The 25,601-nt window shown below is 73.3% G+C and carries 26 protein-coding genes; 25 read left to right on the forward strand and 1 reads right to left on the reverse strand.

Annotation, left to right across the window (positions count from 1 at the left end; genetic code table 11):
- Window positions 1–23 precede the first annotated feature (23 nt).
- The 14 genes from PZC42_RS11825 to PZC42_RS11890 all read left to right on the forward strand — a co-directional run bounded on the left by PZC42_RS11825 (window position 24) and on the right by PZC42_RS11890 (window position 15,458).
- A complete protein-coding gene (locus PZC42_RS11825) occupies window positions 24–1,154 on the forward strand; it encodes a zinc-dependent metalloprotease (protein ID WP_277211291.1) in 1,131 nt (376 codons plus the stop codon).
- Between the two features lie 6 nt (window positions 1,155–1,160).
- Window positions 1,161–2,234 (forward strand): tRNA lysidine(34) synthetase TilS, encoded by a 1,074-nt coding sequence (tilS, locus tag PZC42_RS11830; RefSeq protein ID WP_277211293.1) that lies wholly within the window; start codon window positions 1,161–1,163, stop codon window positions 2,232–2,234.
- 10 nt (window positions 2,235–2,244) lie between these two features.
- Window positions 2,245–2,796 carry a hypoxanthine phosphoribosyltransferase gene (gene hpt / locus PZC42_RS11835; protein ID WP_277211295.1) on the forward strand — a complete coding sequence of 184 codons (552 nt, stop codon included), beginning with the start codon at window positions 2,245–2,247 and terminating at the stop codon, window positions 2,794–2,796.
- A 111-nt stretch (window positions 2,797–2,907) separates the two neighbouring features.
- Window positions 2,908–5,019 (forward strand): ATP-dependent zinc metalloprotease FtsH, encoded by a 2,112-nt coding sequence (ftsH, locus tag PZC42_RS11840; protein ID WP_277211297.1) that lies wholly within the window; start codon window positions 2,908–2,910, stop codon window positions 5,017–5,019.
- A 17-nt stretch (window positions 5,020–5,036) separates the two neighbouring features.
- Complete coding sequence (gene folE, locus PZC42_RS11845; protein WP_306574839.1) at window positions 5,037–5,645, forward strand: GTP cyclohydrolase I FolE; 609 nt, start codon at window positions 5,037–5,039, stop codon at window positions 5,643–5,645.
- 5 nt (window positions 5,646–5,650) lie between these two features.
- A complete protein-coding gene (gene folP / locus PZC42_RS11850; protein WP_277211299.1) occupies window positions 5,651–6,583 on the forward strand; it encodes a dihydropteroate synthase in 933 nt (310 codons plus the stop codon).
- Complete coding sequence (gene folK, locus PZC42_RS11855; RefSeq protein ID WP_277211301.1) at window positions 6,580–8,580, forward strand: 2-amino-4-hydroxy-6-hydroxymethyldihydropteridine diphosphokinase; 2,001 nt, start codon at window positions 6,580–6,582, stop codon at window positions 8,578–8,580. Before folP ends, folK begins: the two co-directional genes overlap by 4 nt.
- Before the next feature lies 1 nt (window position 8,581).
- Window positions 8,582–9,055, forward strand: a complete 474-nt coding sequence (locus PZC42_RS11860) for a DUF3180 domain-containing protein (protein WP_277211303.1) — start codon at window positions 8,582–8,584, stop codon at window positions 9,053–9,055.
- A 25-nt stretch (window positions 9,056–9,080) separates the two neighbouring features.
- Entirely contained in the window at window positions 9,081–9,596 is a 516-nt protein-coding gene (locus PZC42_RS11865) for a PH domain-containing protein (RefSeq protein ID WP_277211305.1), read from the forward strand.
- The gene (locus PZC42_RS11870) at window positions 9,593–11,326 is read left to right on the forward strand and encodes a PH domain-containing protein (protein WP_277211307.1); all 1,734 of its coding nucleotides are present in this window, start codon (window positions 9,593–9,595) and stop codon (window positions 11,324–11,326) included. The genes PZC42_RS11865 and PZC42_RS11870 overlap by 4 nt, the downstream gene beginning before the upstream one ends.
- Window positions 11,323–12,300, forward strand: a complete 978-nt coding sequence (locus PZC42_RS11875) for a Rossmann-like and DUF2520 domain-containing protein (RefSeq protein WP_277211309.1) — start codon at window positions 11,323–11,325, stop codon at window positions 12,298–12,300. Before PZC42_RS11870 ends, PZC42_RS11875 begins: the two co-directional genes overlap by 4 nt.
- Window positions 12,297–13,295, forward strand: a complete 999-nt coding sequence (gene panC / locus PZC42_RS11880; protein ID WP_277211311.1) for a pantoate--beta-alanine ligase — start codon at window positions 12,297–12,299, stop codon at window positions 13,293–13,295. The genes PZC42_RS11875 and panC overlap by 4 nt, the downstream gene beginning before the upstream one ends.
- A 79-nt stretch (window positions 13,296–13,374) precedes the next feature.
- Entirely contained in the window at window positions 13,375–13,785 is a 411-nt protein-coding gene (gene panD / locus PZC42_RS11885; RefSeq protein WP_277211386.1) for an aspartate 1-decarboxylase, read from the forward strand.
- Entirely contained in the window at window positions 13,782–15,458 is a 1,677-nt protein-coding gene (locus PZC42_RS11890) for an L-aspartate oxidase (protein WP_277211313.1), read from the forward strand. Before panD ends, PZC42_RS11890 begins: the two co-directional genes overlap by 4 nt.
- Before the next feature lie 23 nt (window positions 15,459–15,481).
- On the opposite strand, the gene nadC is transcribed toward PZC42_RS11890, so the two are convergent.
- Window positions 15,482–16,423 carry a carboxylating nicotinate-nucleotide diphosphorylase gene (nadC, locus tag PZC42_RS11895; RefSeq protein ID WP_277211315.1) on the reverse strand — a complete coding sequence of 314 codons (942 nt, stop codon included), beginning with the start codon at window positions 16,421–16,423 and terminating at the stop codon, window positions 15,482–15,484.
- Between the two features lie 97 nt (window positions 16,424–16,520).
- Between nadC and PZC42_RS11900 the strand changes: the two genes are divergently transcribed.
- The 11 genes from PZC42_RS11900 to PZC42_RS11950 all read left to right on the forward strand — a co-directional run bounded on the left by PZC42_RS11900 (window position 16,521) and on the right by PZC42_RS11950 (window position 25,599).
- Window positions 16,521–16,925 carry a GntR family transcriptional regulator gene (locus tag PZC42_RS11900; protein ID WP_277211316.1) on the forward strand — a complete coding sequence of 135 codons (405 nt, stop codon included), beginning with the start codon at window positions 16,521–16,523 and terminating at the stop codon, window positions 16,923–16,925.
- Window positions 16,873–17,622, forward strand: a complete 750-nt coding sequence (locus PZC42_RS11905; protein ID WP_277211318.1) for an ABC transporter ATP-binding protein — start codon at window positions 16,873–16,875, stop codon at window positions 17,620–17,622. The genes PZC42_RS11900 and PZC42_RS11905 overlap by 53 nt, the downstream gene beginning before the upstream one ends.
- Window positions 17,619–18,437, forward strand: a complete 819-nt coding sequence (locus PZC42_RS11910; RefSeq protein WP_277211320.1) for a hypothetical protein — start codon at window positions 17,619–17,621, stop codon at window positions 18,435–18,437. Before PZC42_RS11905 ends, PZC42_RS11910 begins: the two co-directional genes overlap by 4 nt.
- A gap of 63 nt (window positions 18,438–18,500) precedes the next feature.
- On the forward strand, window positions 18,501–20,027 hold the full coding sequence (gene lysS / locus PZC42_RS11915; RefSeq protein ID WP_277211322.1) for a lysine--tRNA ligase: 1,527 nt from the start codon (window positions 18,501–18,503) through the stop codon (window positions 20,025–20,027).
- Window positions 20,028–20,038: 11 nt separating this feature from the next.
- Window positions 20,039–20,209, forward strand: a complete 171-nt coding sequence (locus PZC42_RS11920) for a hypothetical protein (protein WP_277211324.1) — start codon at window positions 20,039–20,041, stop codon at window positions 20,207–20,209.
- Between the two features lie 104 nt (window positions 20,210–20,313).
- Window positions 20,314–20,649, forward strand: a complete 336-nt coding sequence (locus PZC42_RS11925) for a histone-like nucleoid-structuring protein Lsr2 (protein WP_277211326.1) — start codon at window positions 20,314–20,316, stop codon at window positions 20,647–20,649.
- A 111-nt stretch (window positions 20,650–20,760) separates the two neighbouring features.
- Window positions 20,761–21,822 carry a lactonase family protein gene (locus PZC42_RS11930; RefSeq protein ID WP_277211328.1) on the forward strand — a complete coding sequence of 354 codons (1,062 nt, stop codon included), beginning with the start codon at window positions 20,761–20,763 and terminating at the stop codon, window positions 21,820–21,822.
- Between the two features lie 32 nt (window positions 21,823–21,854).
- The gene (mshA, locus tag PZC42_RS11935; RefSeq protein WP_277211387.1) at window positions 21,855–23,123 is read left to right on the forward strand and encodes a D-inositol-3-phosphate glycosyltransferase; all 1,269 of its coding nucleotides are present in this window, start codon (window positions 21,855–21,857) and stop codon (window positions 23,121–23,123) included.
- Between the two features lie 91 nt (window positions 23,124–23,214).
- Entirely contained in the window at window positions 23,215–23,655 is a 441-nt protein-coding gene (locus PZC42_RS11940; protein ID WP_277211330.1) for a nitroreductase family deazaflavin-dependent oxidoreductase, read from the forward strand.
- A 56-nt stretch (window positions 23,656–23,711) separates the two neighbouring features.
- A complete protein-coding gene (locus PZC42_RS11945; RefSeq protein WP_277211332.1) occupies window positions 23,712–24,452 on the forward strand; it encodes a phosphoglyceromutase in 741 nt (246 codons plus the stop codon).
- A 106-nt stretch (window positions 24,453–24,558) separates the two neighbouring features.
- Window positions 24,559–25,599 (forward strand): DUF4037 domain-containing protein, encoded by a 1,041-nt coding sequence (locus PZC42_RS11950; RefSeq protein WP_277211334.1) that lies wholly within the window; start codon window positions 24,559–24,561, stop codon window positions 25,597–25,599.
- The last annotated feature ends 2 nt before the right edge of the window (window positions 25,600–25,601 follow it).

Here is a 25,601-nt window from a genome sequence, read left to right on the forward strand (position 1 = left end):
CACCGTGCGGTTACGGTGGACCCGTGACCGCACCGAGCACGGCCCTCATCGACTGGACGGCAGCCGCACAGATCGCCCGCCGGGTCGCGCCTCCCGGGCCGGTCGCCTCCCGCGGCGAGCTCGACGACCTGGTCGGCGGGCTGCGCACGGCCGCCTACGACGCCGTACCCCACGTCCTGCGCGTCACCCGGATGCGTCCCGTGGGCGCCGGTGCCGTCGAGCGCGACCGTCACCCGGACGGCCGGTTGCGCCGTGTGCGGGTCCCGCGCCCGGACCTGGGGGACGTCCGGGTCGTCGACCGTGCGACCTGGGCGCTCGCCAACACCCGGTCGATGTCCGCGATGACCGAGCCGGCCCTCACCCTGCTCGGGTCCGAGGCCCGGTCGGCCGGGTCCGGTGCTGCCCGGCTGGCCGGGGCCGTGGAGGTCGGTGGCCTTCTCGCCCTGCTCTCGTCCAAGGTGCTCGGTCAGTTCGACCCCTACGGCGAGGGGCGGCCCGCCCTGCTGCTCGTGGCGCCCAACGTGCTCGCCGCCGAGCGGGCGTTGCGCCTCGACCGCCGGGACTTCCACCTGTGGGTGTGCCTGCACGAGCAGACGCACGCGCTGCAGTTCGCCACCGCCCCGTGGCTCGCGGACCACCTCGCCGGCCGCCTGGCCGCGCTCCTGCAGGACGTCACCGCCACCTCGCTGGACCTGACCCGTGCCCCGTGGCGCGACAAGGCCGCGCTTGTCGGTCGCACCGTCCTCGACGCCGTCCGTGGCGAGCTCACCACCCCGCTGGACCAGGTGCTGGGTGCCGAGCAGAAGCGCGTGCTCGCCGAGATCACCGCCGTGATGGCGCTCCTGGAGGGCCACGCCGACGTGATGATGGACGCCGTCGGCCGCCGGGTCGTGCCCAGCGTCCGCACGATCCGTGCCCGGTTCGAGAAGCGGCGCGACGGCGAGGGCGCCCCCCGGTTCGACGCCGTGCTGCGGCGCCTGCTCGGCATGGACGCCAAGCTGGCCCAGTACCGTGACGGCGCGCGGTTCGTGCGGGCCGTGGAGGAGCAGGTCGGTCGCGACGGGCTGAACGCCGTGTGGGCCGCCCCCGAGAACCTGCCGTCCGCGCGGGAGATCCACGACCCGCGCGCCTGGGTGCGCCGGGTCCACTCCTAGGGACCCGTGCCTTCCGTCGACCCGGCGCTCGCCGCCGCCCGCACCGCCGTCCGTGCCGAGCTCGCCGACCTCCCTGCCGGGTCCCTGGTCCTCGTCGCCTGCTCGGGCGGGCCGGACTCCCTCGCGCTCGCGGCGACCGTCGCCACGGAGGCGCAGCGCGTCGGCCGTTCCGTCCGGTCCCCGGGGTACGCCGTGCGGGCAGGTGCCGTCGTCGTCGACCATGCGTTGCAGCCCGGGTCCGACGGCGTCGCGGAGGTCGCCGCGCAGCAGTGCCGGGAGCTGGGCCTCGACCCGGTCGTCGTGCACCGCGTCGCGGTGACGCGGGGGCCCGGGCCGGAGGCCGCCGCCCGGGAGGCGCGGTACCGGGCGTTCGACGAGGTCGCGGCAGCGACGGGTGCGGTCGCGGTCCTGCTGGGACACACCCTCGACGACCAGGCCGAGCAGGTCCTGCTCGGCCTGGCCCGGGGGAGCGGGGCCCGGTCGCTGGCGGGCATGCCACCGCGCCGCGACCGCTACCGACGACCGTTCCTCGGGCTCCGGCGCGCTCAGACGGAGCGGGTGTGCGCCGTCGTCGGCAGGGAGCCGTGGCATGACCCGACGAACGACGGGTCCACCACCGCGGCGCCTCTGCGCTCACGGGTACGGGACCGGCTGCTACCCACGCTCGAGAGCGTGCTCGGTCCCGGTGCGGTGGAGGCGCTGGCGCGCAGCGCGGTCCAGCTGCGCGACGACGCGGACCTGCTCGACACCCTCGCCACCGACCTCCTCGCCGACGCGCGCGCCGCCGAGGCGAGCGGCGAGGGCGCCTCGGGGGCCGCCGTCGTGCTCGACGTCACACCGCTCGCCGATGCGCCCGCCGCGCTGCGCCGCCGCGCGCTCCGCGCCGCCGTCCTGGAGGCCGGATGTCCTGCGGGGACGACGACGGCGCGGCACGTCGAGGCGCTCGACGCCCTGGTCACGCGGTGGCGCGGTCAGGGTGAGGTGCACCTGCCTGGTGGCGCACGGGCCACGCGCGCGTGTGGCAGGCTGGTCCTGCGCTCGGGCACGGTTCCCGGCGCGGAACCCCACCCCGCACCATGAGGAGTAGCCCGTGGACCAGTCGGACGTCGCCGGCGACCTCGCCGAGATCCTGCTCACCGAGGAACAGATCGGGTCGCGGCTCGACGAGATGGCCGCCCAGATCGATGCGGACTACGCGGGCAAGGACCTGCTGGTGGTCGGCGTCCTCAAGGGCGCCGTGATGGTCATGGCCGACCTCTCGCGGCGCCTGCACCACCCGATCGAGATGGACTGGATGGCGGTCTCGTCCTACGGCTCCGGCACCAAGTCCTCCGGAGTGGTGCGGATCCTCAAGGACCTCGACACCGACCTGTCGGGGCGCAACGTGCTCATCGCCGAGGACATCATCGACTCCGGCCTGACGCTCTCGTGGCTCGTGCAGAACCTGCGCTCGCGCGGCCCGGCGTCGGTCGAGGTCGCGACGATGCTCCGCAAGCCGGACGCCGCCAAGGTGGAGGTCGACGTGCGCTACGTCGGCTTCGACATCCCGAACGAGTTCGTGGTGGGCTACGGCCTCGATCACGCCGAGAAGTACCGCAACCTGCCGTTCATCGGGACGCTCGCGCCGCACGTCTACTCCTGACGTGCGCTGAGCCCTGCGCGAACACGGCGGAGAACTCTCAGGACCGCCGTATATTTTCGCCTATCGAACCATCGCCCGGACGAAGGGAAGCGGGGCAGCGCCCCGTCACGGATGAACCTCAAGAAGATCTTCAGCGGACCGATCATCTGGATCGTGCTCGGCCTCGTGCTCATCGCGCTCGCGTTCTCGGCCTTCACGGGCGACCGCGTGAGCCGGATCGAGACGTCGCAGGGCCTCGAGCTGCTGCAGGGTGACACGGTCAAGCACGCCCTCATCGTCGACGGCGAGCAACGGGTCGAGCTCGACCTCTCGGAGGACTACGTCGTCGACGCGGACACCGACGACGAGGTCGACCACGGCGACAAGGTGGACTTCTTCTGGGTGGCGCCGCAGGGTGAGGACGTCGTCGCGGCCGTGGAGGGCGCCGACCTGGCCGACGGGTACGACACCGACGTGCCGCAGGCGTCCTTCTGGGGGTCGATGTTCTCGTTCCTCATCCCGTTCCTCATCATCATCGCGATCTTCTGGTTCGTGCTGTCCCGGATGCAGGGGGGCGGCAACCGCGTCATGGGCTTCGGCAAGTCCAAGGCGAAGCTCATCAGCAAGGACATGCCCCAGGTGACGTTCGCGGACGTCGCCGGCGTGGACGAGGCGGTCGAGGAGCTGCACGAGATCAAGGAGTTCCTCGCCGAGCCGGACAAGTTCCAGGCCGTGGGCGCGAAGATCCCCAAGGGCGTGCTCCTCTACGGGCCCCCCGGCACCGGCAAGACCCTGCTCGCACGTGCCGTCGCCGGCGAGGCGGGCGTGCCGTTCTACACGATCTCGGGCTCCGACTTCGTCGAGATGTTCGTCGGCGTGGGTGCCTCGCGGGTGCGGGACCTGTTCGAGCAGGCGAAGAACAACGCACCGGCGATCATCTTCGTCGACGAGATCGACGCCGTGGGCCGGCACCGCGGTGCCGGCATGGGCGGCGGGCACGACGAGCGTGAGCAGACGCTCAACCAGATGCTCGTCGAGATGGACGGGTTCGACGTCAAGACGAACGTCATCCTCATCGCGGCCACCAACCGCCCTGACATCCTCGACCCCGCGCTGCTGCGCCCCGGCCGCTTCGACCGGCAGGTGGCTGTGGAGGCACCGGACCTCAAGGGCCGCGAGAGGATCCTGCAGGTGCACGCGCAGGGCAAGCCGATGGTCGACGAGATCGACCTGGCCGCCGTCGCGCGCCGCACCCCCGGGTTCACCGGCGCCGACCTGGCCAACGTGCTGAACGAGGCCGCCCTGCTCACGGCGCGGTCGGGTGCCCAGCTCATCGACGACCGGGCGCTGGACGAGGCGATCGACCGGGTCATCGCGGGCCCGCAGAAGCGCACCCGCGTGATGAAGATCAAGGAGCAGAAGATCACCGCGTACCACGAGGGCGGGCACGCCCTGGTGGCTGCGGCCATGCGGTACACGGACCCGGTCACCAAGGTGACGATCCTCCCGCGTGGGCGGGCCCTCGGCTACACGATGGTCATGCCCACGGAGGACAAGTACTCCACGACGCGCAACGAGCTGCTCGACCAGCTCGCCTACGCCATGGGTGGCCGGGTGGCGGAGGAGATCGTCTTCCACGACCCCACCACGGGCGCGAGCAACGACATCGAGAAGGCCAGCGCCATCGCCCGCAAGATGGTCATGGAGTACGGGATGAGCGACAGGGTCGGGGCGATCAAGCTCGGTTCCGCCTCGTCCGAGCCGTTCCTCGGCAAGGACATGGGGCACCAGCGCGACTACTCGGAGGCCGTGGCCGGCACCGTCGACCACGAGGTCCGCCGGCTGGTCGAGGCCGCGCACGACGAGGCGTGGGAGGTGCTCACGCAGTACCGCGACGTCCTGGACGACCTGGTCCTGGAGCTGCTCGAGAAGGAGACGCTCAACCAGGCCGAGCTGGCCGAGATCTTCGGTCCCGTGGCCAAGCGCCCCCCGCGGGACGTGTGGCTCTCCAGCGAGCAGCGCACGGTCCACACCCGCGGTCCGGTCATGACCGACGGCGAGCGGGCCGCGTTCTCGACCAACGGCACACCCGGCGCGCCGCAGGACGAGGCCGCCGTCGTCGGCAACGTCGAGGCGGAGGAGGCGGCGTCACGGTCCGACGTCGGCGGACGCGTCTCGCGGGCAGCCGCCGCGGACGGCGAGGGTGCGACCACGCAGGACGGACCCGCCGAGGAGAGCCCGTGAGTGCCGAGGACCTGCCGCTGAGCGCGGTGTCCCTCGGGGTCCGCCCCGCCGCCGAGGTGCCGCCCTACGACGCCGCGCGTGCCGAGGCCGCCGTGCGTGAGCTGCTGATCGCCGTGGGCGAGGACCCGGAGCGGGAGGGCCTGCGCGACACCCCAGCGCGGGTGGCGCGCGCCTACCAGGAGATCTTCGCCGGGCTGCACCAGGAGCCCGAGGACGTGCTGACCACGACGTTCGACATCGGTCACGAGGAGATGGTGCTGGTCAAGGACATCGAGGTGTACTCGACGTGCGAGCACCACCTCGTGCCCTTCCACGGGGTGGCCCACGTGGGCTACATCCCGAGCGCCGACGGCCGGATCACCGGTCTGTCGAAGCTGGCCCGGCTGGTCGAGGTCTACGCCAAGCGTCCGCAGGTCCAGGAGCGGCTCACCACGCAGATCGCCGACGCGCTGGTGCGGATCCTCGACCCCCGCGGCGTCATCGTCGTCGTCGAGTGCGAGCACCTGTGCATGTCGATGCGCGGTGTGCGCAAGCCGGGTTCGCGGACCGTCACCTCGGCCGTGCGCGGGGGCATGCAGAACGCCGCGACCCGCGCCGAGGCGATGAGCCTCATCCTGGGGCGGTAGCGCAGATGTCTGCACGCGACGCCGTCGTCGCCGGGCTCCCGGAGCTCTCCGGGGCCGGGCGCTGCCTCGTCATGGGCGTCGTCAACATCACGCCCGACTCCTTCTCCGACGGGGGCGAGTGGTTCGAGCCGGAAGCCGGCGTGCAGCACGGGCTCGACCTGCTCGCCGAGGGTGCGGACATCCTGGACGTCGGCGGTGAGTCGACCCGGCCCGGGTCCGCCCGCGTCAGCGAGGACGAGGAGCTCCGTCGGGTGATCCCCGTCATCGGGCGGCTCGCTGCCGCCGGGGCGATCGTCTCGGTGGACACCACCCGGGCGACCGTCGCGGAGCGCGCGGTGGCTGCGGGCGCCCGGATCGTCAACGACGTCTCCGGCGGCCTCGCGGACCCGGCGATGGCAGAGGCCGTCGCGGCGACGGGCGCGGCCTACGTCGCCATGCACTGGCGCGGTCACGCGGACGTCATGGACGATCTCGAGGTGTATGACGACGTCGTCGCGGACGTGCGCGCGGAGCTCGGGGCACGCCTGACGGCGCTGTACGACGCCGGCGTGGCACCCGAGCAGGTCGTGCTCGACCCGGGACTGGGTTTCGCCAAGGCCGGCTCGCTGAACTGGCCCCTGCTGGCACATCTTGACGCGTTGCACGCGCTCGGCCGGCCGCTGCTGGTCGGCGCGTCCCGCAAGCGGTTCCTCGGACACCTGCTCGCCGGCGGCGGCGAACCCGCACCCCCGCTGGCCCGCGACAACGCCACCGCGGCGATCTCGGCGTTGGCCGCACACGCCGGGGCGTGGTGCGTGCGTGTGCACGCCGCGCGTGCGAGCGTTGACGCCGTGCGCGTCGCAGCCGCCTGGGACGCAGCGCGCACCACCCAGGAGAAGACCCCTCCGGGGCGCGACCACGTCGTGCCACCGGACCACGAGACGGAGGCCACCCCGTGACGTTTGCCGATGCCGTACCCGGCCCGGACGGGCGGCCGCTCGACCAGATCCGGTTGACGGGCGTGACTGCCACGGGCCACCACGGGGTCCTGCCCGAGGAGCGTGCCGAGGGCCAGACCTTCCGCGCCGACGTCGTGCTGCACCTCGACACCCAGGCCGCCGCGCGCTCGGACGACCTGACCGCCACCGTGAGCTACGCGGAGGTGGCCGAGGACGTGTACGACGTGCTGTCCGGCCCGCCCGTGGACCTCGTCGAGACCGTGGCCGAACGGATCGCGTCGGTACTGCTCTCGTACGCGTCCGTGCAGGCCGTGGACGTCCGCGTGCACAAGCCGCAGGCGCCGATCAGCGTGCCGTTCGACGACGTCGAGGTCGTGGTGCGTCGGGATCGGGAGCGGCTGCCTGCCGTCTCACCCGAGCCGGAGCCGGAGCAGTGGCACGAGGCCGTGGCGCCCGAGACCCGGCCGGCACCGATCACCCCGGCGGACGCGGTTTCCGTGCCGTCGGCTCCCGTGCCGTCAGCCCCCGTGCCGTCAACCCCCGTGCCGTCGGCCCCCGTGCCGGCCGCATCCGTACCGTCGGCCCCGTCGGCCCCTGTGCCGTCGGAACCCGTTCCCGCCGCTCCGGTGCCGACCGCCGCCGCGCCCGACTCAGGCGCCACGATGATCTCCGCGGTGCCGGTGGGGCTGGCCGCCTCGCCGGCTGCGACTGAGCCAGGCCGGGTCCCCGAGCCCGAGCCCGAGCCGACCCCCGCGCCGCCGCTGGACCCGCTGGACACACCGCCGTCCGGGCCGGTGGACGCCGTGCTCGCGCTGGGTTCGAACCTCGGTGACCCGCAGGGGACGCTGCGGGCTGCCGTGACGGACATCGACCGGATCGCCGGGCTCCAGGTCATGGAGGTCTCCCCGCTGGCCCGTACCGCCGCCGTCGGCCCCGAGCAGCCGGACTTCCTCAACGCGGTCCTGCTGGTGCGCACCACGTTGCCGCCACGCGACCTGCTCGGCGCCTGCCAGGAGGTCGAGCTGCTGCACGGCCGCGTCCGGGACGAGCGATGGGGGCCGCGCACCCTCGACATCGACCTGGTGCAGTACGACGGGCTCGTCACGAGTGCCGACGACCTCGAGCTCCCGCACCCCCGGGCACGCGAGCGCGCGTTCGTGCTCGTCCCGTGGGCCGAGGTCGACCCGGACGCCGTCCTCGGCGGGCTGGGGGGAGGGCCTGTGGCACAGCTCGCCGCGACGGCCCCGGACCGCCCCGGCATCCGCTGGCTCGCGCTGGACTGGTTGACCGAGCCCGCCACGACCGGTGCGGTGGCAGCCCAGCCCCAGGCCGCGGAGCAGCCTGCGCCCGGGCCGTGGGAGCAGCCAGGATCGCAGCCGGTCGCGGCACCGCCCGTTAACGGACCACCCCCGTCGGTGCAGGGTGACCCGGTGGCGCCCGACGCGCTGTCGCCCGCTCGTGAGCAGCTGCCACCGTCGATCCCGGTGCCTCGCCAGGAGCCACCCCAGAGCCTCGCGCCGCAGGGCCAGCCGCCGCAGGGACAGCTCCCGCAGGACCTGCGGCAGCAGTCGTTCGAGCCCGAGCCCGAGCCCGAGGTGATCGACGGCCCGAGCCATCCTGGCTCCGGCTGGACCTACGAGCCGGAGGTGCCGGCGGAACGTCAGGAGCCCCCGGCGTTCATCCCCGCCGCCCCGGAGCCGGAGCCGGAGCGGGCCCCGGTCCAGCAGGTCTACGTCGAGCCCTGGCCGAGCTACGGCCCGGACACGCTCCAGCACGACAACGGGACGCCGCCGCCGGCCGTCTATGGCACCCAGCCGCAGCCGGTGTTCGCCGAACCGGAGCGCGTGGTGCCACCCGCACCGGTGCACCCGCCGGCACCGGCGGTCCGGCCGCCGTCGGCGGAGCAGGCGACGATCCCTGCCCCGCACCAGCACGCGCCGATCCCGCCTGCGCCGATCCCACCCGCGCCGGACACCGGTCAGCCGGGCCTGCGCTGACGTGCGCCGCACCCGCGTCCGCACGCTGGTCGCTCTCGCGGCGGCCGTCGCCGCCGTCGGCGCGCTGGTGCTGCGGCTGCTGGAGTCGCGGCGTGCCTATCTGCCGGGCGCCGCATGGGTCGAGGTCCTCGCGATCGCCCTGCTGGCTGTTCTCGTCGTCTGGGCGGGCTGGTCGGTCCGTGCCTATCTGCGGGGCGAGAAGCCTGACCTCGACGCCCTGCGTGCGGCACGCACCTTCGCGATGGCGAAGGCGGCCGCCTACACCGGTGCGCTGCTCGCCGGTCGGTACCTGGCCCACGTGCTCGTGGTGCTGCCGCAGCTCGAGGTCGAGGCGCGGCGGGACCAGGCGGTCGTGTCGGGCGTCGCGGCGCTGGCGGCCGTGGCACTGAGCTGTGCGGGCCTGCTCGTCGAGAAGTTCTGCGAGATCCCGCCGCCCGAGGACGACGGCGGCGAGGCCGAGGCGATCACGTCCTGAACGCCGAGGATGGGAAGATGAGTTCATGACCTCGCCCGATCCCACCGCGGCCCCTGACCCCTCCGGCCCGTTCGACCCGCCGGGCATCGCCTGGGACGGCGTGTCGCTCCGCCTGATCACGGCGCGGCTCGTCGTGCTGGGGATCATGCTCGGCGTCCCGTTCGTGGTCTGCGCGGTCGTCGCGGTGCTGGTGACGCCGTGGGTGTGGCTCCCCGCGGGGGTCCTGGCCGCCCTGCTGGTGTGGGCGGTGCTGCTCGTCCCGCGGCAGGTCCGGGCGATCGGCTACGCCGAACGTGACGACGACCTGCTGATCCGCAAGGGCATCCTGTTCCGGCAGCTCGTCGTCGTCCCCTACGGCCGGATGCAGTTCGTCGACGTCGAGGCCGGTCCGCTGGACCGCAAGCTCGGCATCGCGAAGGTGCAGCTGCACACGGCGGCCGCCAGCACCGACGCGGTCATCCCCGGTCTGGCACCGGACGAGGCGGAGCGGCTGCGCGATCGCCTCACCGTCCGTGGCGAGGCGAGGCTGGCGGGCCTGTGAGCGAGAGCGGTCCCGCGCCCGTCCCGGCGCACGAGTCCTCGGCGACACCCCCGGAGCCCCCTGAGGTGTCACCGGCGGAGCGGGACGACCAGCAGTGGCGCCGTGTCCACCCGGTGACGCCGTTCGTCCGTGGTTGGGCGATCATCGTCGCCCTGCTCTTCGTGGTCACGCAGCAGAGCTTCGACGCGGTCCCGTACGGCGAGCTCGTCGACGACGTGGCGCGGGTGTGGTGGGTCTTCGCCCTCGGCGTCCTCGGTGTGCTGGTCCTCGTGTTCGGGTACGCCGCGCTGGCCTGGAGGATGACCACCTTCGCGGTCGACGACGACGCCGCACACCTGCGCAAGGGAATCCTCTTCCGCCAGCAGCGCCATGCCCGGCTCGACCGGTTGCAGGCGATCGACGTCCGCCAGCCGCTGCTGGCCCGGATCTTCGGTCTGGCGGAGCTCACCCTCGAGGTGGCCGGTGGGACGGACTCCGCGGTGGCGATCGGCTTCCTGCGCCTCGACGACGCCACGGCTCTGCGAGCGGACCTGCTGGCGCGGGCCGCCGGCGTGAAGGCCCGGCGGGCCGGTGGTGTGCGGGAGGATGCCGCCGGGACCGGCCGGCCCACCGTGCCTGCGGCCGAGCCGGGGTCCGTGACCGCTGACGCGGGTCCCGCCGAGGAGACCTCGGCCGGGTCGCCGCCCTTGTCGGGGGTGGTCGAGGCGCCCGAGAACCAGGTCTACGAGGTTCCTCCCGGCCGGTTGGTGGCCTCCTTGGTGCGGCTGCCGGCGGTCTGGATCTCGCTCGCCCTGCTCGTGGGGCTCGGTGCCGCCGTCGCCGTGACGCGGAACGTCGCGATCCTGTTCTCGCTGCTGCCCGCCCTGCTCGGTGTCGCGACGTTCCTGTTCAACCGGTTCGCGGGGGAGTTCGGCTTCCGTGCGGCCGTGTCGCCGGACGGCATCCGGCTGCGGCACGGTCTTCTCGAGACGCGGGCCCAGACCATCCCGCCGGGCCGGGTGCAAGCCATCGAGCTGACTCAGGGACTGTGGTGGCGCGGCAAGGACTGGTGGCGCATCAAGGTGAACGTCGCCGGGTACGGCATCGAGGGCACCGACGGGACCCAGAGCGTCCTGCTGCCCGTCGGCACCCGCCAGGAGGCGCTGACGGCGATGTGGCTCGTCCTGCCCGACCTCGGCACCCCGGATCCCGCGATGCTCGTCGACGAGGGGCTGACGGGGGACGCCCGCACCGACCGGACCTTCACGACCAGCCCGCGGCGCGCCCTGATCCTCGACCCGTTGACCTGGCGCCGCAACGGGTTCGCCGTCACCGAGAGGGCACTGCTGCTGCGCGGCGGCCGGCTGACCCGTCGGCTCACCGTCGTGCCGCACGAGCGCACCCAGTCGCTGGGGCTCCAGCAGGGGCCGTGGCAGCGACACCGCGGGGTGGCCTCGTTCGCCGTGCACTCGACGCCTGGACCCATCAGCCCTGCCGTGCACCACCTCGACGAGCCCGACGCGGCGCGCCTCATCGCCGAGCAGGCCGTGCGAGCCCGCACGGCGCGCGCGCAGCAGACGCCGGAGCGTTGGATGGAGACGGTCGCCGCGGTCGCGGCAGCCGTCGGACCCGCACCGGCCGCCGAACCTGCACCGGCCGCCGAACCCGCACCGGCCGCCGAACCTGCACCGGCCGCCGAACCTGCACCGGAAGAGGACCCCCCGCCCACGCGACGGGAGGACGGCGCGTGAGCCTCGAGCCGCCGTCGGGCACCCCGGGCCGCCCGGGACCGGCCCGGCCGGGGCGCCTCGGCGTGGGCGTGGTCGGCGCGGGACGCGTGGGGGCGGTGTTCGGCAGCGCGCTGCGTTCCGTCGGGCACGCCGTCGTCGGAGCGACCGGCGTCTCCGACGACTCGCGCGAGCGCATCGCCACGCTGCTGCCGGGCGTCGAGAACCTCACCGTCCCGGAGGTGCTCGAACGGGCCGAGCTGGTGCTGCTCGCGGTGCCCGACGACGCGCTGGAGGGCCTGGTCGCCGGACTCGCCGATGTGGGTGCCTGGCAGGCCGGTCAGATCGTCGTGCACACCTCGGGGCGCTACGGCACGGACGTGCTCGCGCCGGCGCAACGTGCCGGCGCGATCCCGCTGGCGGTCCACCCGGCGATGACGTTCACCGGGACGTCGCTCGACCTGGCCCGGCTGGAGGGCTGCACGTTCGCCGTCACCGCGCCGGCCGCGGTGCTGCCCATCGGCCAGGCGCTGGTGGTGGAGATCGGCGGGGAGCCCGTCGTCGTCGACGAGACCGCTCGTGGTCTGTACCACGCGGCGCTCGCGCACGGCGCGAACCACCTGGTGGTGCTCGTGGCCCAGGCGGCGCAGGCACTGGAGGCGGCGGGGATCGAGCGTCCCGGCCGGGTGCTCGCCCCGCTGCTCGGCGCGGCGCTCGACGGTGCGACGCGGTCCGCGGACGTGCGCGACGGCGTCGGCCCGGGTGCGATCGCGGCCCTGACGGGGCCCGTCTCGCGCGGGGACGCCGGGACCGTGACCACCCACCTCGAGGTCCTCGGCGACCTCGCCGCGCGCACCGGTGCGACCGACGTCCCCGACACCTACACCGAGCTCGCGCGCGGTGCGACGCGGCGCGCGCTCGCGAGCCACCGGATCGACGACGTCGCGGCGCGGACGCTGCTCGACGTCCTCGGTGAGACCCCCCAGGAGCAGGAATGACCCACCCCGCGGAACGTGAGACGTCGTCGCAGGCGGAGCCTGCCGGGCCTGCCGGGCCTGCCGGGCCTGCCGGGCCGGTCGTCGTCACGACACGGTCCGACCTGCGCGACGCGATGGCGATCTGGGCGATGACCGCGCCCGAGGCCACCGACCGCCGTGCCGTGGTCATGACCATGGGCGCGTTGCACGAGGGCCACCTCGACCTCGTGCGCCGTGCCCGCGCCGAGGCGGGACCGGGCGGCCAGGTGCTCGTGACGATCTTCGTCAACCCGCTGCAGTTCGGTGCCGGGGAGGACCTGGACAGCTACCCGCGTGACCTCGAGCGGGACGTCGCGCTGCTCGCCGGCGCGGGTGCCGACGTCGTCTTCGCACCGGCGCCCGACGTCGTCTACCCGGACGGTGACCCGGTCGTGCGTGTCAGCGCAGGTCGGATCGGGGAGGTGCTCGAGGGCGCGTTCCGGCCAGGACACCTCGACGGGGTTCTCACCGTGGTCCTCAAGCTCATGCACGCCACGCGCCCGGACGTCGCCCTCTTCGGCGAGAAGGACGCGCAGCAGCTCCTCGCCGTGCGTCGCATGGTGCGGGACCTCGACCTGGACGTCGAGATCGTCGGGGTCCCGACGCGGCGCGACGAGGACGGTCTCGCGCTGTCGTCGCGCAACGCCTACCTGTCCGACGAGGAGCGCCGGTCCGCGCTCGCCCTGTCGCGTGCGCTGCGCGCCGGGGCGCAGCAGGCGGCCGGCGGCGCAGGGGCCGCGGCCGTGCGGGCGACGGCCTCGGGAATCCTCAACGAGGCCACCGACGTTGTGGTGGACTACCTCGCGCTCGTCGACCCGGCTACCGTGGAGGAGGTGCCCGCCGAGCACACCGGACCCGCGCTCCTGCTCGTCGCGGCGCGCGTGGGCACCACCCGACTGATCGACAACCAGGCCGTGGACGTCGTCGCGCCTTCCGACGGCAGCGAAACCCCAGGCCAGGAGGCATCTCGTGACTGACCAGACTGCTTCAGCCGCCAGCTCGCACGGCCCGGCCACGCCCGCGCCCGCGCGCCGTCCGGCCTCCCTGCAGCGCCCGATGATGATCGGCAAGATCCACCGCGCCACCGTGACCCAGGCGGACCTGCACTATGTGGGATCGATCACGGTCGACACGGACCTGCTCGAGGCGGCGGACCTCATCCCCGGCCAGCAGGTCGACGTCGTCGACGTCGACAACGGAGCCCGGCTGACCACGTATGTCATCCCCGGCGAGGCCGGGTCCGGCCAGATCAGCATCAACGGCGCCGCCGCGCACCTCGTGCACCCGGGCGACACCGTGATCATCATCGCCTACGGGATGCTCGCCGACGCCGACGCCCGCAGCTTCCTGCCGCACGTCGTGTTCGTCGACGGCGAGAACCGGATCGTCGAGGTCCACGACGACCCGGGCCAGGTGCCGGACGGCTTCGGCCTGGTCAGCTCCGGCATCCCCGTCGCGGCCCGGTGAGCCCGGCCCGGTTCGCCCGCTCCCTCGCCGCCCCCGCGCCGGGCTGGACGACGCGCGCGGACGCCGTCGTGGTCGGGTCCGGGATCGCCGGGCTGACCGCTGCGCTCGAGCTCCGCACCCGCGTACCCCACGTGCTGCTCGTGACGAAGGCCGAGCTGCCCTCCGGCTCGACCGTCTGGGCGCAGGGCGGGATCGCCGCGGTGCTGCACCCCGACGACACCCCTGCGGCGCACCAGCACGACACCCTCGTGGCGGGCGGGGGCCTGAGCGACCCCGCCGCCGTGGAGGTGCTCGTCACGGAGGGGCCGGACCGCGTCGGTGAGCTCGTCGCCCGCGGTGCGACGTTCGACCGGGCGGCCGACGGCGGCATCGCCCTCACCCGCGAGGGCGGCCACCGGGCCGACCGGATCGCGCACGCCGGCGGTGACGCCACCGGGGCCGAGATCTCGCGGGCGCTGGTCGCGCAGATCGAGGCGGTCCAGCACGACCCCGGCATCGAGGTGATCGAGAACGCCCTGGTGCTGGACGTCCTGACGGGTGCGCCCGCGGCGGACGGTTCCCGGCCCGTGGCCGGCGTGACGCTGCACGTGCGCGGCGAGGGGTCGCGGGACGGCGTCGGCGCGGTGCTCGCGCCGGCCGTGGTGCTCGCGACCGGGGGAGTGGGGCAGGTGTTCCGGTCCTCGACCAACCCGCCGGGCGCGACGGCGGACGGCATCGCCGCGGCGTTGCGCGCCGGTGCCGTGCTCGGGGACCTGGAGTTCGTCCAGTTCCACCCCACCGTGCTGTGGCTCGGTGCGGGGGCGCGCGGCCAGCTGCCGCTCATCAGCGAGGCGGTCCGCGGGGAGGGGGCGCTGCTGCTCGACGTCACCGGTCAGCGGTTCATGCCCGAGGCGCACCCGATGGCCGAGCTCGCGCCGCGTGACGTCGTCGCGCACGCCATCGTGCGGCAGATGGCCGCGACCTCCGCGGAGCACGTGCTGCTCGACGCCCGCGCGCTCGGCGCCGACTTCCTGCGCCGCCGGTTCCCCGGCATCACGGCGCGGCTGCTCGAGGCCGGCATCGACTGGACGGAGGAGCCGGTGCCCGTGGCGCCGGCGCAGCACTACCACTCCGGCGGGGTCGTGACCGACCTGCACGGGCGCAGCTCGGTGCCCGGCCTGTACGCCGTGGGCGAGGTGGCGTGCACCGGGGTGCACGGCGCGAACCGGCTGGCCTCCAACTCGCTGCTCGAGGGGCTCGTGTTCGCCCAGCGGGCCGCGGCCGACGTCGTGCACCGGTACGAGGCGGGCGACCTGCGCGAGTGCCCGGAGGTCGTGGAGCGCCCCGGGGGCACGGGGCTCGTCGCCGCGGCGGCACGGTCGAGGGTGCAGCGGGCCGCGTCCGACGGCGCCGGGCCGGTGCGCTCGGCCGAGTCGCTGGAGCGCGCGGACGTCGCGCTGGCCGGGATCACGACGTCGGCCCACCGGGAGGCGGACGTGGTGGCGGCACCTCAGGCCGCGGAGTGGGAGACCACCAACGTCCACCAGGTCGCGCGGGCGCTGGTGCGCGCGGCGTGGTTGCGCACCGAGAGCCGCGGGGGGCACTTCCGCACGGACTTCCCGGACCGCGACCCGGCGTGGGAGCGGCGGGTGACGGTGTCCCTCGACGAGGACGGCACCCTGCTCGCGAGGTAGCGCACCCCCTGCTGAGGTAGCGCTCAGTCCCGCAGGTCGAGCGCGAGGTCGAGGATCGGCGCGGAGTGCGTCAGCGCCCCGACCGACAGGTAGTCCACACCGGTGGACGCGACCTCCCGCGCCCGGTCGAGCGTGAGGTTGCCGGTGGCCTCCAGCTCGACGTGCGCCGGCACGCCGTCGCGGCCCTCGCGGTCCCGCACCGCCCGCACGGTGGCGGTGAGCACCGGCGTCGCCATGTTGTCCAGCAGGAGGAAGTCGGCGCCGGCGTCGAGGGCCTCCATGGCCTGGGCGGTCGTGTCGGCCTCGACCTGGACGAGCACGTCGGGGAACGTGGTCCGCACCGCACGGATCGCGGCCGCCACGCCGCCGGCCGCGACCACGTGGTTGTCCTTGACCATGGCGACGTCGTAGAGGCCCATGCGCTTGTTCGTCCCGCCGCCGGCGCGCACGGCGTACTTGTCCAGCGCCCGCAGGCCGGGTGTCGTCTTGCGGGTGTCGAGCACCTGGGCGCCGGTGCCCGCGAGCTCGCGGGTGAAGGCGGCGGCCGCGCTGGCCACCCCGGAGGCCCGCGAGGCCAGGTTGAGCAGCGTCCGTTCGGCCACCAGCAGCACCTGGGTGCGACCCGTCAGCGTGGCCAGCACCTGTCCGGGCACGACGACGGCGCCGTCCTGGGCGTGGAAGGTCACCTCGGGGACGGGCAGGCCGAGCCGCTCGGCCGTCTGCCGGAGGGTCTCCGCGACCACCACGAGGCCCGCGACGACGCCGTCCTCGCGGGCGACCAGGTCGGCGGTGCCGGTGGCCGACGGCGGGACGGTGGCCTGGGTGGTCACGTCCCGGCCGGGCGCGGGGCCCAGGTCCTCCGCCAGGGCGGTCTCGACCGTGCGTGCGACCCAGCCGGCGTCGAGGCCGGGGTCGACGGCGGAGGGTGACGCGTGGACGGGCAGGTGGCTCTCGGGCGTGCTCACGGCGACACGGTACCGGCCGTCGCCGGGCAACGGCCCCCGGGCGAGACGGTCGTGTTACTGTATTAAGGTCTTAGTACAGTGATACAGGAGGTGTGGCGTGGAGTTCGACACCAGCTCGCCCATCTGGGACCAGCTGGTCACGGAGTTCTCCCGGCGCATCGTCACCGGGCAGTGGCAGGCAGGCAGCAGGATCTCCGGCGTCCGCGAGCTGGCCTCCGAGCTCGGGGTCAACCCGAACACCGTCCAACGGGCGCTGGCTGAGCTGGATCGCCGGGAGCTGTGCCGCTCCGAGCGCACCGCCGGCAGGTTCGTCACCTCCGACGTGCCCCGGATCGACACCCTCCGCGCCGAGCTCGCACGCCGGATCGCCGACGACTACGTCCGTCGAGCGCGAGGACTCGGCATGCCCCAGGCCCAGGCGCGGCAACTCATCGAGGAGAGATGGACCCATGACGACCACACCCACGGCCCGGTCGCACCAGGAGAGCGCGATGACGCCTGAGCACGCACTGGTCAGCGTCCGTGGCCTGACCGTCCGGTACGGCCCCCGCACCGCGCTGGACGGCCTCGACCTGGACCTGCCCGCCGGCCGGATCATCGGCCTCCTGGGGGAGAACGGCTGTGGCAAGTCGACTCTCCTGAAGACCCTTGCCGGGGTGTACGCGGACTACAGAGGTGAGGTGCGGGTGGGCGGGCATCCCCCCGGCCCCGAGTCGAAGGCGATCGTCTCCTACCTGCCGGACCGCAGCGGGCTGCCGGACCAGGTCCGGGTGCGCTACTGCCTCGACCTGTTCGCCGACTTCTTCGCCGACTTCGACGTGGACAAGGCGCGCGACATGATCGCCTCCTTCGGGCTGGACGAGTCGATGCGGCTCAAGGAGATGTCCAAGGGCATGCGCGAGAAGGTGCAGGTGTCTCTCACCATGGCGCGCAGGGCGCAGGTCTTCCTGCTCGACGAGCCGATCTCGGGCGTCGACCCGGCCGCTCGCGAGGGGATCCTCGACGGCATCCTCGGCAACCTCGAACCCGGCTCGCTGCTGCTCGTCGCCACCCACCTGGTGCACGACCTCGAGACCACGCTCGACTCGGTCGTGATGATGCGCCACGGCCGGGTGGTGCTCACCGGTGAGGTCGACGACCTGCGCGCCGAGCACGGAGCCAGCCTCGACCAGATCTTCCGGAAGGTGTACAGCTCATGATCACTCTCCTCAAGCACGAGCTCCTGCGGACCCGCGCGATGCTCGCGCTCGTAGGCGGGGTCGCCGTTCTCGTGGCCGTCGTCGGCGCACTGTTCGCCGCGACCGGTTGGCCGGCGCTCGCCCCCTTCGGGCTGGTGCTCGCGATGGGTGCGATCTTCGCGGTGGTCCCGGCGGCACAGATCCTGCTGGCCGTCGTCTACTGGCAGTCCAGCTACGGCCGGATGGGCTACCTGACCCAGACGTTGCCGGTCAGAGGGTCCTCCATCTACTGGGCCAAGATCGTCTGGGCCTGGCTCGTCTCGCTCGCCGGGGCCGCCCTGAGCGTGGGCCTCGTCCTCGCGGTGTCGCCGCTCCTGGCCCGCGGCGTCGCTGTCGAGCGGGGTGACCTGTTCAGGCCGTTGCGCGAGGGCTGGGCGCTGCTGACCGAGATGGCGCCCGCCTGGGCCGTCGTCGCCATGGTGGTCCTGCTGGTCGCCCTCGTCCTGATCTGGCCGGCCCAGTACTTCTTCGCCGCCTCGATCGGCAGCGAGGCACCGCTGAACCGGCTGGGGGTCGGTGGCCCGATCCTGGTCTGGCTGGGTGTGTACTTCGTCACCCAGGTCCTCACCTTCGTCTCGTTCGCCGCCGTGCCGCTGGCGGTCGGTGTCGAGGGTGACCAGCTCGGGATCGTCCGGTTCGACCTCTTCGCGGAGATGGTCGCCGGCAGCTCGGCCGACGTCATGCCGATCGGCTTCCTGCCGGCGCTGCTGCTCAGCACGCTGGTGTGCCTCGGGTGGACCGCGCGCTCCTGGAACCGCCGGGTCTCGTTGGTCTGACGCGCGGTACGGGCGGGCGGCAGGGGCGGCGGGTTGGTGCGGCGACGCCCGTAGAATCGAACGGTGACAACCCCCGAGAACTCCGCCTCACCTGTGTCCGACGACGTGCCCGACGACCTGCCCGAGCAGCTGCGCGTCCGCCGTGAGAAGCGTGACCGCATCCTCGCCGAAGGTGGGGAGGCGTACCCGGTCAACCTGCCGATCACCAGCACCGTCGCCGCCGTCCGCGACGGGTACGGGCACCTCGAGGCCGGGGTCGAGACGGACGATCTCGTCGGCGTCGCGGGGCGCGTGGTCTTCCTGCGCAACACGGGCAAGCTGTGCTTCGTGTCGCTGCAGGACGGCGAGGGCAACCGGCTGCAGGCGATGCTCAGCCAGAAGGTCGTCGGCGAGGAGTCGTTGGCCGCTTTCAAGTCGGACGTCGATCTCGGTGACCACCTGTTCGTCCACGGCCGCGTCGGGGCCTCCCGCCGTGGCGAGCTGAGCATCTTCGCCGACGCGTGGCAGATGGCGGCCAAGGCGCTCCGCCCGCTGCCGGTGCTGCACAAGGAGCTGTCGGAGGAGGCGCGCGTCCGCCAGCGGTACGTGGACCTCATCGCCCGCCCCGCGGCCCGCGACATGGTGCGGGTGCGTGCCGGCGTCGTGCGCTCGTTGCGGGAGAACTTCCACCGCCGCGACTTCCTCGAGGTCGAGACGCCGATGCTGCAGTCGGTCGCCTCGGGCGCGACCGCGCGGCCCTTCGAGACGCACATGAACGCCTACGATATGGACCTTTTCCTCCGGATTGCTCCCGAGCTCTTCCTGAAGAAGGCGGTCGTCGGAGGCGTCGAGCGGGTCTTCGAGATCAATCGCAACTTCCGCAACGAGGGTGCCGACTCCTCCCACTCGCCCGAGTTCGCGATGGTCGAGGCGTACGAGTCCTACGGCGACTACGACACGATGGCCGAGCTCACGAAGAACCTCGTGCAGCAAGCCGCCGAGGACGTCCTCGGTACCACGCTGGTCACCTTGGCCGACGGCACCGAGTACGATCTCGGCGGCGAGTGGGACGACATCAAGATGTACGACTCCCTCTCGGCGGCACTGGGCGAGGAGATCACGCCCGCGACGCCGGTGGAGCACCTGACGGTGCTGGCCGAGAAGGCGGAGATCTCGGTCGACCCGAAGAAGGTCAACCACGGAAAGCTCGTCGAAGAGCTGTGGGAGCACCACGTGGGCGATCAGCTGCACGCGCCGACCTTCGTCCGAGACTTTCCCGTCGAGACCTCTCCGCTGACGCGTGACCACCGCAGCGTGCCCGGCCAGGTCGAGAAGTGGGATCTCTACGTGCGGGGCTTCGAGCTCGCCACGGCGTACTCCGAGCTGGTGGACCCGGTGATCCAGCGCCAGCGGTTCGAGGCCCAGGCGCGGCTCGCGGCCGCCGGCGACGACGAAGCCATGCGGCTCGACGACGACTTCTTGACGGCGATGGAGTTCGCGATGCCACCGGCAGGTGGAATGGGGATGGGCATCGACCGGTTGCTCATGGCACTCACGGGTGCCGGTATCCGCGAGACCATTCTGTTCCCGCTCGTCAAGCCGACCCACTGAGAGGACCGCTCATGAGTACGCTCTGGGCTGTGATCGCCGGGCTGATCCCCTCCATCGGAGTCGGTCTCCTCTTCTGGTTGGTCATGCGAAAGATCATCCGGGCCGACCGGAACGAGCGGGCTGCTCTCGAGCGCCATGACGCCGAGGCGAGGGCCGCGGCGGAAAATACGCCCGCTGAATGATCGGTCACGAAATGCAAACACTCTGCGCGACGAGTTGACTTTTCATTCTCCGTTCGTGCATGCTCGAATCGTTCAGACAATTCGAGGCACCGGAGGGTGACAGCGTGGTTCAGAAGACACAGGTCGTGCTGATCGACGACATCGACGGCAGCGACGGTGACGAGACCGTCACTTTTGCGCTGGACGGCGTGTCGTATGAGATCGACCTCTCTACGGCGCACGCCGCGGAGCTGCGTGCGGCCCTGGCCCAGTGGATCGGGCACGGCCGCAAGACGGCGGCGAAGTCCGCACCGCGGTCCTCCGGAGCATCGCGCCGGGGCCGCACCGACCGCGAGCAGCTCCAGAAGATCCGCGAGTGGGCTCGTGCCAACGGCCACAAGGTCAACGACCGTGGCCGCATCCCGGGTCGCATCCTGGAGGCCTTCGAGGCCGCGCACTGACCCGTACGAAACCAGCCTGCGCCCCGGTCGGATCAGCCCCGGCCGGGGCGCGGTGCTGTCCGCGGCCACGCCGAGCGGCGCTGGTGCGCGAGCGGAACCTAGGCTGGACCCATGAACTCCACGCGCAGCCGGACCCTCTGGGTCGGCACCTACCCGGCGAGCAGCACCCCGGGCACCGGGGAGGGCGTCTGGCGGATCGAGGTCGACCCGGCGACGGGCAGCCTCGGTACGGCAGAGCTCGTGGCCGAGGCCGCCGCGCCGTCCTTCCTCGCGCGGCACCCGCACACCGCGGTGCTCTATGCGGTGTCGGAGACGGCGCCAGGGCGTCTCGCGGCATGGCGCGTCTCCGACGACGCGACGCTCGCCCCGCTCGACGGGCTGACCACGGGAGGAGACGACCCGTGCTATGTCGCCGCGACATCGGGGGCCGTCTGGGTCGCCAACTACGGTGACGGCATCGCGACGGTGGTCGGGGTGACCGACGACGGTACGCCCGTGCCGGACCGCCGTGCACTGCACGCAGGGTCGGGCTCCGGTCCCGTCGCCGACCGGCAGGAGGGCCCGCACGCCCACCAGGTCACGGTCCTCGGCGACGAGGTGCTCGTCACCGACCTCGGGGCAGACCTGATCCGGCGGTACCCGGTCGACGCCGGCCCGGGCCGGGCGGCCGGGGACGACGTCGCGGCACGGCTCCCTGCCGGGACCGGTCCGCGGCACCTGGTCGTGCTACCGAGCGGCGCGCTGGTCGTGGTCGGCGAGCTCGACGCGCACCTCCACGTCCTCGTCCCGTCGGACGGCGGTTGGGAGCCCTCCGGCAGGGTCCCGCTCGCACCGGGCGCCGCGGCCGGCGAGGACCTCGGCGGCCACATCACGCTCAGCGGCGACGGCACGCGGCTGCACGTGGGGATCCGTGGCGCGGACGTCCTGGCGGTCCATGCCGTGACCGACGGCGCGAGCCCGGAGATCTCGTACCTCGCCGACGTCGCGCTCGGCGACGGAGGCTGGCCACGGCACCACGAGGTCGTCGACGGTCCCGGGGGCGAGGTCGTGGTCGTCGCGCTGCAGGGGACGAGCGAGCTCGTCGCGGTGCGCCTCGGCGCCTCCGGCAGCGGGGAGATCGTCGCACGCGTCCCGTGGGCGACCCCGCCGGCGTGCGTCCTGGTCGAGCGGTGACCGCCGGGAACCGGCCCGGTCCACGGGTCGCGATGCTGTCGGTCCACACCTCGCCGCTGGACCAGCCCGGAGCAGGTGACGCCGGCGGCATGAACGTCTACGTCCTCGAGCTGTCCCGGGCGTTGGCACGGCGGGGCGCCGAGGTGGAGATCTACACGCGGGCGACGACGTCGGCGCAGCCGAAGGTCGTGGACGTCGAGCCGGGCATCCGGGTGGTGCACGTGGCGGCCGGTCCCTACGAGGGTCTCGACAAGAACGACCTCCCGGGGCAGCTCTGCGCGTTCACGGCCGGTGTGCTGCGTGCCGAGGCCCACCGCCCGCCCAGCTGGTACGACGTCGTGCACGCGCACTACTGGCTGTCGGGCCAGGTCGGCTGGTTGGCGGCCGAGCGCTGGGACGTCCCCCTGGTGCACACGATGCACACGATGGCGCGCGTGAAGAACGCGGCGCTCGCACCGGGGGACGTCCCGGAGCCGCAGGGCCGGGTCATCGGCGAGGAACAGGTGGTCGAGGCGGCCGACGCGCTCGTCGCCTCGACACGGGAGGAGGCCGACGACCTCGTCCGGTACTGCGGGGCCGACCCGGACCTGGTCCACGTGGTGGCGCCCGGCGTCGACCTGGAGGAGTTCGCGCCCCTCGGCCCGCCCACGGGGGCGACGGCGCAGGCTCGCCGCGCGCTGCGCGAGCGGCTCGGCCTGCCCACGGACCGGCCCGTGGTGCTGTTCGCGGGTCGGGTCCAGCTGCTCAAGGGTCCGGACGTGCTGGTACGGGCGCTCGGCGTCATGGCCGACCACGCGGACCCGGTGGGCTCGTCGGGCGGCGGCCCGCTGCCGCGCCTCGTGGTGCTCGGGGGCGCGAGCGGGCGACCGACGGCCGTGCGCGAGCTCGAGGCGCTCGCCCATCAGACGGGGGTCACCGACCACCTGGACGTGCGTCCCCCGGTGCCGCAGGACGAGCTCGCGGACTGGTTCCGGGCGGCGGACGTCGTCGCCGTGCCGTCGCACAGCGAGTCGTTCGGGCTGGTGGCGGCGGAGGCGCAGGCGTGCGGGACACCGGTCGTGGCGGCGGCCGTGGGCGGCCTGCAGACGGTCGTCGTCGACGACGTCTCCGGGGTGCTGGTCGACGGCCACAGCCCGTGGACCTGGGCGCGCGAGCTGAGCGCGTTGCTGGCGGACGACGCACGGCTTGCGCGGCTGGCCGCCGGTGCTCGGCGGGCGAGCGAGCGCTTCTCGTGGGACCGGGCGGCTGCCGCGATGCTGGACGTGTACGACCACGCGGGCAAGGCCCGCGACGCGAGGTAGCGCAACCCCCCGCGAGGTAGCGCACCCCCCCGCGAGGTAGCGCGCAGGAGTCTCGGGAATGTGCCGGCCACCGGGCGGCGTTGCCGCAGTCATGCCGATCACCGGAGAGTACGTCCCGAGCCCGTCGACCTGGGCCGCCGAGCAGGTCGAGAGGTACGAGTCCTCGGGCGGTACCGAGGGCACCACCCTCAACGGCAAGCCGGTCGTGATCCTCACGACCGTCGGCGCCAGGAGCGGCAAGGTGCGCAAGACGCCGCTGATGCGCGTCGAGCACGACGGCTCCTACGCCGTCGTCGCCTCGATGGGCGGCGCGCCGAAGCACCCCGTCTGGTACCACAACATCGTGGCGAACCCCCAGGTCGAGCTGCAGGACGGTGCGGAGAAGCACGACTACGTCGCCCGCGAGGTCACCGGTGACGAGAAGGCGGTGTGGTGGGAGCGCTCGGTCGCGGTCTGGCCCGACTACGCCGAGTACCAGAAGAAGACCGACCGGCAGATCCCCGTCTTCGTCCTGGAGCGCGCGGACGCCTGACGTCCGCGATCCGGCCGATGGTGCGCCCGGCGCCGGGGGCAGGGCAGGATGGACGCATGACCTACACCCTCGTGCTGCTCCGCCATGGCGAGAGCGAGTGGAACGCCAAGAACCTCTTCACCGGCTGGGTCGACGTCCCGCTGTCGGAGAAGGGCACCGCCGAGGCGAAGCGCGGTGGCACCCTCCTGAAGGAGGCCGACGTCCTGCCTGACGTCCTGCACACGTCGTTGCTGCGCCGTGCCATCTCGACGGCGAACCTCGCGCTCGACGCCGCGGACCTCCACTGGATCCCCGTCAAGCGCAGCTGGCGCCTCAACGAGCGCCACTACGGCGACCTGCAGGGCAAGGACAAGAAGCAGGTCCGCGACCAGTACGGCGAGGAGCAGTTCATGCTCTGGCGGCGCTCCTACGACGTGCCGCCGCCGGACATCGAGCTCGGCTCGGAGTTCTCCCAGGACGCCGACCCGCGCTACGCCGGTGAGCCGATCCCGCGCTCGGAGGCCCTCAAGCAGGTCCTCGACCGCGCCCTGCCCTACTGGGAGTCGCAGATCGTCCCCGACCTGCGGGCCGGAAAGACGGTCCTCGTGGCCGCGCACGGCAACTCGCTGCGCGCGCTCGTCAAGCACCTGGACGGGGTCGACGACGACACGATCGCCGGGCTCAACATCCCCACGGGCATCCCGCTCGTGTACGAGCTCGACGAGAACACCCTGAAGCCGACCAACCCGGGCGGCACCTACCTGGACCCGGAGGCCGCGAAGGACGCCATCGCGGCCGTGGCCAACCAGGGCAAGTAGCCAGGCGGTCGCACCGACCGACCCGCACGACGGCGACGCACCCCACCGGGGGTCCGTCGCCGTCGTCGTCAGGTCCTGCGTCGAGACGCCGTGGCACGATGGCGCCGTGGACATCACGGAGGAAATGTCCGGCATCGAGCTGGCCCGGCACTACTACGTCGACGTCGTGGGGCCGGTGCTGACGGCGTGGCGCCCCGACCTGCCGTACGCGGCGGCGAGGCTCGGCAGCGGTTCGGACGTCCTCGGTCTGGACGACGCCACGTCCCGCGACCACGACTGGGGCCTGCGTCTGACCCTGCTGGTCGGCGCTGACGACGTCGCGGCCGTGGACGAGCACCTCGCCGAGGCACTGCCAGAGACCTACCGCGGCCTGCCGACGCGGTTCGCGACGACATGGGAACCCGTCGTCCGGCACCGGGTCGAGGTCGCGACGGCGGCCGAGTTCGCGCGCTCCCGGCTCGGCATCGACGCGACGAGGGAGCTGGCAGCGGCCGACTGGCTCGCGCTGACCGGCCAGTCCGTCCTGGAGGTGACCGCCGGTGCCGTCTTCGTCGACGGTCCCGGCGAGATCACCGCCCTCCGTGAGCGGCTGCGCTGGTATCCCCACGACATCTGGCTCCGGGTGCTCGCGGCCGAGTGGGAGCGACTCGGCCAGGAGCTGCAGTTCGTCGGGCGGACCGGGTCGCGGGGCGACGACCTGGGGTCGCGCGTGCTCGCGGCGCGCCTCGTGGGCAGCGTGATGCGTCTCGGCCTGCTCCTCGAGCGGCGGTGGCCGCCGTACCCGAAGTGGCTCGGGACCGCGTTCTCGGCCACGCCGTCGGCAGAGTCCGCCGGCGAGCCCTTGGCCCGGGCGCTCGCGGCGACGACGTGGCAGGAGCGGGACTCCGCGCTGGCCGCGGCCTGCGATGCGGTGCTGGAACGGCAGCGCGTGATCGGGCTGCCCGCACCAGAGGGCCCGGCCACCGAGCCGTTCTACGGCCGGCCGTACCGCGGTGTGCGAGACGTCCCGAAGGCCCTGCGGGAGGTGGCCGGCGACGGTGCGGCGCTGCGGGCCGTGGAGCAGTGGGTCGACGGCGTCGACATCCTCATGGACCCGGAGCGTCGCGTGCGGGTCTCGCACGCGTTCCGGCCCGCAGTTTCGCGCTGAAC

The organism is Isoptericola croceus, assembly GCF_029382255.1.
In the GTDB taxonomy this organism is placed as follows: domain Bacteria; phylum Actinomycetota; class Actinomycetes; order Actinomycetales; family Cellulomonadaceae; genus Isoptericola; species Isoptericola croceus.

What these genes read in the sequence shown, in the direction of transcription:
- ftsH (WP_277211297.1), top strand. Translation starts at nt 2,908, where the DNA reads ATGAACCTCAAGAAGATCTTCAGCGGACCGATCATCTGGATCGTGCTC.
- PZC42_RS11945 (WP_277211332.1), top strand. Translation starts at nt 23,712, where the DNA reads ATGACCTACACCCTCGTGCTGCTCCGCCATGGCGAGAGCGAGTGGAAC.
- PZC42_RS11910 (WP_277211320.1), top strand. Translation starts at nt 17,619, where the DNA reads ATGATCACTCTCCTCAAGCACGAGCTCCTGCGGACCCGCGCGATGCTC.
- PZC42_RS11905 (WP_277211318.1), top strand. Translation starts at nt 16,873, where the DNA reads ATGACGACCACACCCACGGCCCGGTCGCACCAGGAGAGCGCGATGACG.
- PZC42_RS11930 (WP_277211328.1), top strand. Translation starts at nt 20,761, where the DNA reads ATGAACTCCACGCGCAGCCGGACCCTCTGGGTCGGCACCTACCCGGCG.
- panD (WP_277211386.1), top strand. Translation starts at nt 13,375, where the DNA reads ATGATGATCGGCAAGATCCACCGCGCCACCGTGACCCAGGCGGACCTG.
- PZC42_RS11920 (WP_277211324.1), top strand. Translation starts at nt 20,039, where the DNA reads ATGAGTACGCTCTGGGCTGTGATCGCCGGGCTGATCCCCTCCATCGGA.
- mshA (WP_277211387.1), top strand. Translation starts at nt 21,855, where the DNA reads ATGCTGTCGGTCCACACCTCGCCGCTGGACCAGCCCGGAGCAGGTGAC.
- PZC42_RS11865 (WP_277211305.1), top strand. Translation starts at nt 9,081, where the DNA reads ATGACCTCGCCCGATCCCACCGCGGCCCCTGACCCCTCCGGCCCGTTC.
- panC (WP_277211311.1), top strand. Translation starts at nt 12,297, where the DNA reads ATGACCCACCCCGCGGAACGTGAGACGTCGTCGCAGGCGGAGCCTGCC.
- folP (WP_277211299.1), top strand. Translation starts at nt 5,651, where the DNA reads ATGTCTGCACGCGACGCCGTCGTCGCCGGGCTCCCGGAGCTCTCCGGG.
- PZC42_RS11940 (WP_277211330.1), top strand. Translation starts at nt 23,215, where the DNA reads ATGCCGATCACCGGAGAGTACGTCCCGAGCCCGTCGACCTGGGCCGCC.